The 9,468-nt window shown below is 72.2% G+C and carries 6 protein-coding genes; 1 reads left to right on the top strand and 5 read right to left on the bottom strand.

From position 1 onward, the window contains the following. Nucleotides 1–61 precede the first annotated feature (61 nt). Complete coding sequence (locus Ade02nite_RS10775) at nucleotides 62–3,562, bottom strand: family 1 glycosylhydrolase (protein WP_203761443.1); 3,501 nt, start codon at nucleotides 3,560–3,562, stop codon at nucleotides 62–64. Between the two features lie 187 nt (nucleotides 3,563–3,749). Between Ade02nite_RS10775 and Ade02nite_RS10780 the strand changes: the two genes are divergently transcribed. Next, entirely contained in the window at nucleotides 3,750–4,937 is a 1,188-nt protein-coding gene (locus Ade02nite_RS10780; protein ID WP_203761444.1) for a M28 family peptidase, read from the top strand. On the opposite strand, the gene Ade02nite_RS10785 is transcribed toward Ade02nite_RS10780, so the two are convergent. The 4 genes from Ade02nite_RS10785 to Ade02nite_RS10800 form a co-directional block, all read right to left on the bottom strand. Then, the gene (locus Ade02nite_RS10785; protein ID WP_203761445.1) at nucleotides 4,934–6,292 is read right to left on the bottom strand and encodes a glycoside hydrolase family 43 protein; all 1,359 of its coding nucleotides are present in this window, start codon (nucleotides 6,290–6,292) and stop codon (nucleotides 4,934–4,936) included. The genes Ade02nite_RS10780 and Ade02nite_RS10785 overlap by 4 nt on opposite strands. Next, nucleotides 6,289–7,515: a CE1 family esterase gene (locus tag Ade02nite_RS10790; protein ID WP_203761446.1), complete on the bottom strand. Its 1,227-nt coding sequence runs from the start codon at nucleotides 7,513–7,515 to the stop codon at nucleotides 6,289–6,291. The genes Ade02nite_RS10785 and Ade02nite_RS10790 overlap by 4 nt, the downstream gene beginning before the upstream one ends. A 77-nt stretch (nucleotides 7,516–7,592) precedes the next feature. Beyond that, nucleotides 7,593–8,945, bottom strand: a complete 1,353-nt coding sequence (locus Ade02nite_RS10795; RefSeq protein ID WP_203761447.1) for a glycoside hydrolase family 10 protein — start codon at nucleotides 8,943–8,945, stop codon at nucleotides 7,593–7,595. 258 nt (nucleotides 8,946–9,203) lie between these two features. Next, on the bottom strand, nucleotides 9,204–9,468 hold a 265-nt coding region (locus Ade02nite_RS10800), incomplete at its 5' end, for an RICIN domain-containing protein (protein ID WP_203761448.1).

Below are 9,468 nucleotides of genomic sequence, written 5' to 3' on the forward strand. Positions count from 1 at the left end.
TGAAAATTACGACCACGACAGCATCAAGTCAATAACTGTCTTCGATGTGGGATCCGTGTCGTCAGGGACCGAGGACGTCGTCCGGCGCACGGGACGCCGTCCAGGTGAAGGAGCCGGTCGGGTCGGAGCCCTGCATGGACTGCGAGCCCGACAGGCTCGCCGTGAAATCGGGGGTGCCCGTGGCGGCCTCGTCGACCAGCCAGAGCGACACCGTCGGGGCGGTGAAGCGTACCGCCGCGAACCGGGTCCACTCGCTGCTCTGCTGCGCGGCCAGCCCCTTGCCCACCCAGCGCTCCGCCGCGCCCGCCGGCAGGGGCGCCTCCCAGCGGCTCACCGCGGTGAACGACAGCGCCTGCCACAGCCCGGTCGCCGTCCAGGTGCCGTCGAGCCAGACCCGGCCGGCCTGCCAGGGCCGGGTGGTGGTCCACTCCTCGGCGGTCCCGGTGAACTGATCGCCGGTCAGCGTCGCGACGTACCCGCGCTCGACGCCGCCGTAGTCGAGCGGCACGAAGAACGCCAGCCGGCCGGTCGCCGCGTGCCAGGTCAGCGACTCGGCCCGGCCCCAGCGCCGCGCGCCGCCGTCAAAGACCATGCCGGCCAGGCCGGACGCCGTCCGCATCAGATACAGCGCGAACGGCAGGCCGCCCATCGTGCCCTCCCACAGCGCGCCGGGGCTCTTCGCCGGTGGGTCGATGCGGTCCCCCGCGCCCGAGTAGGCGCCGAACCGGTCGACGGCGGAGGCCACCCGGCCGGCCAGGCCGCCCGTCGCGTCGGCGACCTGCCGGAACGCCAGCGCGCCGGCGGTCATCGCCCGGGCATGCGCGCCGTACGCGTCGCGCCGCCCACGGTCGACGGTCCACAGGCCGAAGTGCGCCTTGGGCTCGAACCCGTACTGCCACTCGTAGTTGTCCACCACGGTCCACACCAGATAGCCGAGGACGTCGACGCCGTCGTCCATCGCGCGCCGCAGCTGGTCCAGGTGGGCGACGAGGTACGGCGCGCGATGCGTGTCGCCGGGCTCGCTGAGGCCGTTCTCCGTGATCAGCACCGGGAGCTGGTAGTCGTCGCGGATGCGGGTCAGGATCGCGAGCAGGCCGTCCGGGTAGACCTCCCAGCCCACCCCGGTGGTGAGGCTGGTGGACTCGGCGTCCACGAACCCGCCGCCGATGAAGCCGGCCTTGTTGGAGACGACGGCATCGTGGTAGGCGTAGATCGCCCGGTAGTAGTTGACGCCCACGAAATCGAGCGTGGGCATCCAGTCGGCGGCCGGGATCTGGAAGAAGACGTCGCTGCTCTCGTACACCCGGTCCGCCGGGCGCCGGGCGAACTTGACGTCCACGGTGCCACTTGTCGCCGCGTCCAGGAAATGCCAGTTGTAGAAGTAGTCCTCCTGGTTGGCCGCGGCCACGTTGTCGCCGAGCGGGTTCGGCGCGCTGCTCGGCTTGTAGTAGGCCATCTGGTGCGCGAGACCCACCCGGGCGGCGGGGTCGATCTCCTTGATGGCGCGGTACGCCCGCACGTGCGCCCGCAGCAGATTCTTGTACGCCGCCTGCGCCTTGCCTCCTTCGAGCGAGAACCCGGGCGGCCACACCCCGGCGATGTAGCCGACCCCCACCACCGAGCCGACCGGCTCGTTCAAAGTGATCCAGAACCGCACGCCCGCCCGGCTCAGCCGGCCCACCACCAGGCGGACGAACGCGATCCACCGGTCGACCGTGACGCCGTTCTCCCAGCCCCGCAGGGAGGCCTGATGGCCGGCGTCGCTGTCGTCGGCGACCGCCGGGAACCCGGGCAGGCTGCCCTTGCTCTTCACCGGCGCCTTCGACGCCCACAGCGGCAGCGCCAGGTGGTTCAGCGTGACGACCGGCTCGACCCCCTGCCGGATCAGCAACTCCACGAGCGAGACGTAGTAGTCCAGCGCCGCCCGGTCCACCTCGCCGGGCACACGCTCGACGCGGCTCCACTCCACCGAGAAGCGGTACGCGTTCGCGCCCGCCAGCCGGCTGCGCAGCACGTCGCTCATCGCCACGAAGGCGCTACCGTGCTGCACCGCCTCGCCCGCCGGCACGAGGTTGAGGTCGAAGTCGCGGAACGCGCCCAGCTCGTGCACCCGGTGCACGATCTCCGGGGTGCTCGTGAAGAAGTGCCAGTCGTTACCGGTGATGCCGCCCTCCACCTGGTACCCGGCGGTCGCGGTGCCCCACAGGAAGCCGGTCGGCCGCCGCACGCTCATCTCGACCTCCACCCGGGCCGTCTCCGCGTCGGCGGCGGGCGCGCAGCTGTTGACGGCGCGCAGCTCGTAGGCCCCCCGCCACGGCCGGGTGCCCGGCACGGACGGCACGCGATGGGTGCCCGACACCGGATCGAGCACGATGCCGGACGGCAGCGCGGGCAGCTCGTTGGTGTTCGGCCCCACCCGCACCGGCCGGATCTCGACGGTGTCCGCGTTCTCCACCCGCCACCGCAGCTCCACGGCATCGTCGGAGACCAGCCGCGCCCGGTCGGCGGTGAACGACCGGATGACCGGCCGCCCGCCCCGGAACCGGTTCACGTCGCCGGGCAGGCACTCCGGGCAGGCCGGCCGCGGCCCCAGAAAGGCGAGCACGCCCCGGTCCCGAAGCCGCTGAACGGCCGCCGCCGCGGCGAACCCGAGGCACGCCTCAATCTCGCCGGCCAGCCCGCCGACCGCCTCGGTCAGATCACCGGCGCCGGCCGGCCGGTCCGGCGGATCCGGCGCCCACGTGAACCCCACACACCCGACGCCCGCGTCGCCCGGCGCCCGCACGGTGACGACAGTGTCGGACCAGCCGACCACCTCGGCGTTGACGCATCCACCGCCCGCCGACGGAAAGAGCACGTTCGTGTTGGCCGGCCGCGTCGCCCCGAAGCCGCTCCCCCGGATCTCCACGGTCCCGCCCGCGCAGCCCGCCGCCGGCACGAGCCCGCCGATGCCGGTCGCCCAGGTACGCCGGACCTGCTCCACCGCGGCCACCTGCTTCGCGTACGAGGCAGCCCGCCCCAGCGCACCGAGCGCCCGCCGCACGCCGGCCAGGCACCCGCGCATCGGCGCCGCGGTGAGATCGGCCAGCTTCGGCGGCCGCCGCTCGAGCCGGTCGAGCCCGGGCAGGCGCCGCCCCAGCAACAGCTCGCGCACCAGCACACTGAAGCCGTCGGCCCCCACCGCGACCAGCGTGAGCGCCTCCAGGTCACGCTCACCCGGATCGGCCGCCACCAGCAGGCCGAGCCCACCGTGGACCACGATCTCCGCACCCTCGGCCCCCACCCCGGCGTCGTCGAGGACCGTCAACCCCACGGCGACCGTGCGCCCGCCGCGCGCCCCCGGATGCAGCCGCACCAGCGACAGCACCGCCTCACCACCGCGCGCGTCGAGCCGCGGCCCCTCCCCCGTCACCAGGTCGTCCCGGAACCCGGCCGCCGCCGCGATCAGCCCCTGACCCTGCGCCGTCGACAGCCGCTCCAGCGTCGCCGCGAGCTCGTCACGCTGCTCCCGGTTGAGCTCGGCCACCCGCTGCCACAGCCGTTCCTGCTCCTCGCCGACCATGCCCCGATGGTGCGCCGCATCGCCGCCGCTGTGAACCGAGTGCACCTCAACACGACACCTTCGCAAGGAACGGGCTGCCCGCCGGCTGTCCGCAACGCCACCACGCGGGCACCGGCCGGGTTCGGGGTGATGGCCGGTCCTCGATCCGACTGCGCGGACCGGTGGTGGGTCCGGAGAATCTGCCTTCATGGCCGCCTGGGATCGCGCGTTCCTCCGGTCGGTCATCGAGGGGCTGGCCGGCCTGCCCCGGCTGCCCACCTCCGAGGGCGAGGCCCTCGCGGCGGCGCGGATCCGGGACGAGCTGGCCGGGTGCTGCCGGCGGGCGGTCGTCGAGGTGGAGCCCGCCTTCTCCTCGTACGCCTTGCCGATCGGTCTGCTCTGCGCCGCTTCCGTCGGCGCCTCCGTGGCTGCCGCGCGCGGGCACCGGCTTGTCGGTGCGGTCGTCGCGGGCCTGGCCGCCCTGGGCATCGCCGACGACATCGGCGGCCACCGCCTGGCCGTGCGGCGGTGGTTGCTGCGGCCCGCCCGTACCGCCAATGTGGTCGGCCACGCCGGGGACGAGCACGCCGAGCGGACGCTGGTCGTGCTCGTCCACCATGACGCCGCCCCGTCCGGTGTCGTGTTCGACCAGCGTGTGCACGAGTGGGTGCTGCGCCGATGGCCCCGCCTGATCGAGAACGCACGCTCCAACCCGCCCCTGTGGTGGCTGGTCGTGGCCGGGCCCGCCCTGGTGGCCCTGGGCAGCGCCGGCGGCTCGGCGGCGGTGCGCCGCGCCGGCACCGTCATCAGCGCCGGGTCGCTGGCCGCGATGATCGACATAGGGCACCGGCCGGCCGTCCCCGGCGCCAACGACAACCTCAGCGGCGTGGCGGCCCTGCTGGCGCTCGCCCGTGCCCTGAAGGCCACCCCCGTTGCGGGCCTCAGGGTGCTGCTGGTCTCCGCCGGCGCCGAGGAGGCGCTCCAGGAAGGCATCCGCGGCTTCGCCCGCCGCCATTTCCCGCGCCTGCCGCCGGAACGAACGTTCTTTCTCGCGCTGGACACCGTGGGCAGCGGGCGCCTGGTCCTCCTCGAAGGCGAGGGCCCGCTGCGGATGTGCGACTACCACCCCCGTTTCCGTACGCTGATCGCCTCCTGCGCCGCGGACCAGGGCATTCCCCTGGTCCGCGGCCTGCGCTCCCGCAACAGCACCGACAGCTCGGTGCCCCACCGGCACGGCTACCCCGCCGCCACCGTGGTCTCGGTCGACCATCGCAAGCTGATGCCGCACTACCACCAGAGCTCCGACATCCCCGCGCACGTCGACCTCGAGTCGGTCGCCCAGGCCGCGCACCTCGCCGAGGCCGTGGCCCGCAGGCTCGCCGCCCGCGACGACTAGGCCCGGGAGAACTGCCACCAGTTCACGTTCATCAGGTAGCCGCTGCCACCGGTGAACCGCAGGTACAGGTCTCGCGTGCCGGTCGCGCCGCTGATCGGGCAGCTCACCGTCGTCCACGTCTGCCAGCCGCCGGTGCCCGCAGCGGTGCACGTGCCGGCCAGGGTGCCGGTCGGCCCGTCGAGCCGCACCTCCACCCGGCCGCCCGCGGTCGCCGACGCGGTCCGCACCGTGAGGGAGCCGGCGCCGGAGCCGAACGCCACGCCCTTCACCTTGAGGTAGTCGCCGTTCTCGATGAAGCCGACGTTCAGGCCGCCCTCGGAGGCTCGCTCGGTCTCCACCCCGGACGCCCAGGCGACGTTCTCGGCCTCCTGGCGGACGTACGGGTCGAGCGTGCCGACCTGGGGCACGCCGGCCGTCGTCATGGTGATCGTCGGAATGGTGCCGTCGGAGCGGTAGGCGAACTTCTCGACGGCGACGGAGCGGGTGAAGCCGCCACCGCCGGGCAGCGCGCCGTTGTGGTAGAAGAAGTACGACCCGCCGTTGAAGTCGATCACCCCCGCGTGGTTGGTGAAGCTGCTCCCCTGCGTCGGCATGATCGTGCCGCGGTAGGTCCACGGCCCGGTCGGCCCGGGCGCGGTGGAATAGGCGATGAACTCCGAGCAGCACTTCGCGGCGAAGACGAGGTAGTAGAGGCCGTTGCGTTTGTAGACCCACGGCCCCTCCTCGAACAGCGTCGGCCGGCTCGCGTCACCGGTGCGGGTGCCGAAGCCGGCGGTGGTCAGCGGGATCTTGGTGGGGCTTCCTGAGTACGAGGTCATGTCGGCGTTGAGCTTGACGTACCAGAGATCGGGGTTGCCCCAGTAGAGATACGCCTGCCCGTCGTCGTCGATGAACACGGTCGGGTCGATCTGGCCGTTGCTGACCAGGGGCCGCCCGATCGCGTCGGTGAACGGGCCGGTCGGGCTGGACGAGACGGCCACGCCGATGCCCATCTGGCCGGTGGCGCGCACCGTCATCGGCACGTACCAGTAGAACTTGCCGTTGCGCTGAACGGCCTGGCCCGCCCACGCGTTGGCGCTGGCCCAGCTGAAGGTGGCGAGGCTGAGCGGCGAGCCGTGGTCGGTCCAGTTGACCATGTCGGCCGACGAGTAGACCCGCCAGTCCTTCATCGTGAACCAGGTCGAGCCGTCCTCGTCGTGGCCGGTGTAGAGGTAGACGCGGCCGTTGTGCACCAGCGGCGCCGGGTCGGCGGTGTAGATGGTCTGCACGATCGGGTTGTCGGCCCGCGCCGCCCCCGGCAGGAGGCCGAGAACGGCCAGCAGCGGCAGGATCGCGGCGATCACACGGCGTCTCATGCCGGCGCACAGGTGGTCGTGGGCACGCTGTTGGCACCGCTCGTGGTGCCCAGGAAGCCGAAGGTGGTCGACGCGCCGGCGGCGAGGCTGCCGTTCCAGGTCTCGTTCACGACGGTCTGCGCGCTGCCGTTCGACGTGACACGGCCGCCCCAGGCCTGGGTGATCGTCTGGCCGTTGCCGAAGGTCCAGCCGACCCGCCAGCCGGTCAGCGCGGCGGCGCCGGCGGTCACCGTGACCTCGGCCTGGAATCCGCCCTGCCACTGACCGGTGATGCGGTAGGTGGCGGTGCACGCGCCGGTCGGCGTGGTGGGGGTGGTCGGTGTCGTCGGCGTGGTCGGCGTGGTGGGGGTGGTGCTGCCCAGTTGCGAGAAGAACCGCCAGACCTCGCCGCCCACCCACGTCAGGGCGCCGCTGGTCGAGGTGGTTCCGTCGACGGGTTCCGGGGTGTGGTCGCCGTCGAACGCGGCCCACTGCACCGGGTATCCGGCGCGGCATCCCGCGTACGCGGTCGTGATGTGGGTCAGGCTGCCCCGGGCCGGTTCCGGCGGATTCTGTGCCGTGCACCCGTTGTTGCGGACGAAGGTGTCCCGGATGGAGCGGCCGAGCGAGATGTTCAGCACGCTGTCGTGGGTGCCGTGGATGCCGAAGTAGGCGACCGGCTGCGTGCCCGGGCTGCAGCCGCTGAGGTTGGCGCCGGACAGGACGGCGACCGCGCGGAAGACCGCCGGCCGGGCGCACGCGACGGCGTAGCTCATCGAGCCGCCGTAACTCCATCCCAGCGCGAAGAGCTGGGTGGTGTCGACGCACAGGTCACCCTCGATCAGCGAGACCAGGTTGTCGACGAGGGTGAGGTCGCGGTTGCCGGTGTTGGCCCAGCCGTTGTCGATGCCCTGCGGCGCGACCAGGATCGCCGAGTTGTTCGACTGCCCCTGGAGCCCGTAGTAGCCGCCGGCGGCCACATTGCCCGCGGTCCCGTTGAGCCAGTGGAAGGCGAAGATCAGCTTGTACGGCTTGGTGCGGTCGTAGTTGTCGGGGACGCGCAGGATGTACGAGCGGTTCTGGCCGCCGCTGGAGATGGTGCGGGTGCCGCTGGTCAGCGTCGGCGCCTTGCCGCATCCGGCGGTGACCGCGGCCTCGGCCGGCGCCGCGGTCACGACCGCGATCGCCGCGGCCGCGGCGAGCAGGGCGGCCATCGCCCCGCCGGCGAGTTTTTGGAGAGACATCGCGGTTCCTCTTTTCGGGGGGACGGCTCTCCGGCCGAGGGGAACCCGGCCGGAGAGCGCGGAGAGGACGGGCCGGGCTAGCCGGCCGCGCAGGTGGGGATGGCGGTGGGCCCGCTGCCGGTGCCCTGGAAGCCGAACTCGGTGAAGCCGCCGGCCGGGATCTGGCCGTTGTAGCTCACGTTGCGGAAGCTCACGGCGCCGGCGCTGCCGGTGTTGGTGGCGCTCCAGATGCCGGTGATGGCGCTGCCGGACGGCAGGGACAGCGACACCGTCCAGCCCGAGACCGCCGCCTGACCCGCGGTGACGCGCACCGTGGCCACGTAGCCGCCGTTCCAGGAGTTCAGCGACACCGTGGCGGCGCAGGCACCGGTGGGCGGCGGGGTGCTGGTGGTCGGCGGGTTGCTGGTCGTCGGCGGCGTGCCGGTGCCGCCGGCGTTGAGGGCGTTCAGGACCGAGGTGTACGCCGGCTTCTTGTTGCCGGAGTTGTCGAACAGCAGCGGGTTCTCGCCGGTGCGCCAGGAGTCGCTGTCGCGGATGCCCCAGACGGTGATGCCGGTGCACCGCGACACGGCCATGCAGGCGCGGGTGACTCCGGCGTACACATTGGCCTGGTTGCTGCCCTGTGCCACGTCGAGCTCGGTGATCTGCACGTCGACGCCGAGGTCGGCGAAGCGCTGGAGGTTGGCCTGGTAGTCGCCGGGAAGACCGGTGCCCAGGTGGGACTGGAAGCCCACGCAGTCGATGGGCACGCCGCGCGCCTTGAAGTCGCGGACCATGTTGTAGATGCCCGTGCTCTTCGCGTTGACGCCGTCGGTGTTGTAGTCGTTGTAGCAGAGCTTCGCGGCCGGGTCGGCCGCGCGGGCGGCCCGGAAGGCGGCCTCGATCCAGTCGTTGCCGGTGCGCTGCAGGTTGGAGTCGCGCCGGCCGCCGCTGCCGCCGTCGGCGAAGGCCTCGTTCACCACGTCCCAGGCATAGATCTTGCCCCGGTAGTGGGTGGCGACCTGGGTGACGTGGTTGATCGCGGCGTTGCGCAGCGCCGAGCCGGACAGCGACTGCGCCCAGGACGGCTGCTGCTGATGCCAGAGCAGGGCGTGGCCGCGAACCTTGGCGCCCATGGCGATGCCCTGGTTGAGGATGCGGTCGCCGTTGGTGTAGGTGAACCGGCCCTGTGACGGCTCGGTGGCGTCCCACTTCATCTCGTTCTCGGCGGTGACGGAGTTGAACTCGGTGGTCAGGATCCGGGTGTACGTGGCGTCGCCGAGCCGTCCGGCCGCGATGGCCGCGCCGTAGTAGCGGCCGCTCTGCGCGGCCGAGGCGCCGAGCGTGGAGGCCGCCTCGGCGGTGCCGATGACCGCGACGCTCGCCGCCACGACGATGCCCGCCACGGCGGTCGCGAGCAGCACCGACCGCACATGTCTGAGGGAGGACATGAGCCTAGAGCCTTTCTCTCGAGGAGTTCGCCGGGGATTGCAAACGTGTGTGCAAAACGTTACGGGAGCGCTCCCACGCATTCAAGAAGACCTATGAAATTCCGCTGATGACCACCTCTGGCCAGCGCAGACGCGTGACCTGCTTCGCTCGTAACAGTTTTCGGCGGCATTTTTCTGCCGCATTCTGAAACGCATTCCGGGCACGCCGGCGCTGACCGTCCCCGGCCGGAGCCACGGGGGCCGGGGACGGTCAGCCGCTCATGATCGGGACCAGCGCTGATTGGGGGCCGCAGTGCAGGTCCACAGCAGGGCGCGGGTGCCGTTGGCGGTGAGGTTGTGGTCGACGTCCAGACAGAGGCCGGACTGGTTGCCGCGGACGGTGCCGTCCGCGTTGAGCGTCCATTGCTGGTTGGTGCCGCCGTTGCAGTCCCAGATCTGCACCTTCGCGCCGGCGGTGGCGCCGATCGGGGCGTCCAGGCATTTGCCGAGCGACCGCAGCGTCTGGCCGGACAGGGTCCACTGC

The sequence above is a fragment of the Paractinoplanes deccanensis genome (assembly GCF_016862115.1).
Lineage (GTDB): Bacteria > Actinomycetota > Actinomycetes > Mycobacteriales > Micromonosporaceae > Actinoplanes > Actinoplanes deccanensis.

Bases quoted from the DNA above. Each gene is read 5' to 3' on its own strand.
- Ade02nite_RS10775 (WP_203761443.1), bottom strand. From the start codon at position 3,562: ATGGTCGGCGAGGAGCAGGAACGGCTGTGGCAGCGGGTGGCCGAGCTC.
- Ade02nite_RS10780 (WP_203761444.1), top strand. From the start codon at position 3,750: ATGGCCGCCTGGGATCGCGCGTTCCTCCGGTCGGTCATCGAGGGGCTG.
- Ade02nite_RS10785 (WP_203761445.1), bottom strand. From the start codon at position 6,292: ATGAGACGCCGTGTGATCGCCGCGATCCTGCCGCTGCTGGCCGTTCTC.
- Ade02nite_RS10790 (WP_203761446.1), bottom strand. From the start codon at position 7,515: ATGTCTCTCCAAAAACTCGCCGGCGGGGCGATGGCCGCCCTGCTCGCC.
- Ade02nite_RS10795 (WP_203761447.1), bottom strand. From the start codon at position 8,945: ATGTCCTCCCTCAGACATGTGCGGTCGGTGCTGCTCGCGACCGCCGTG.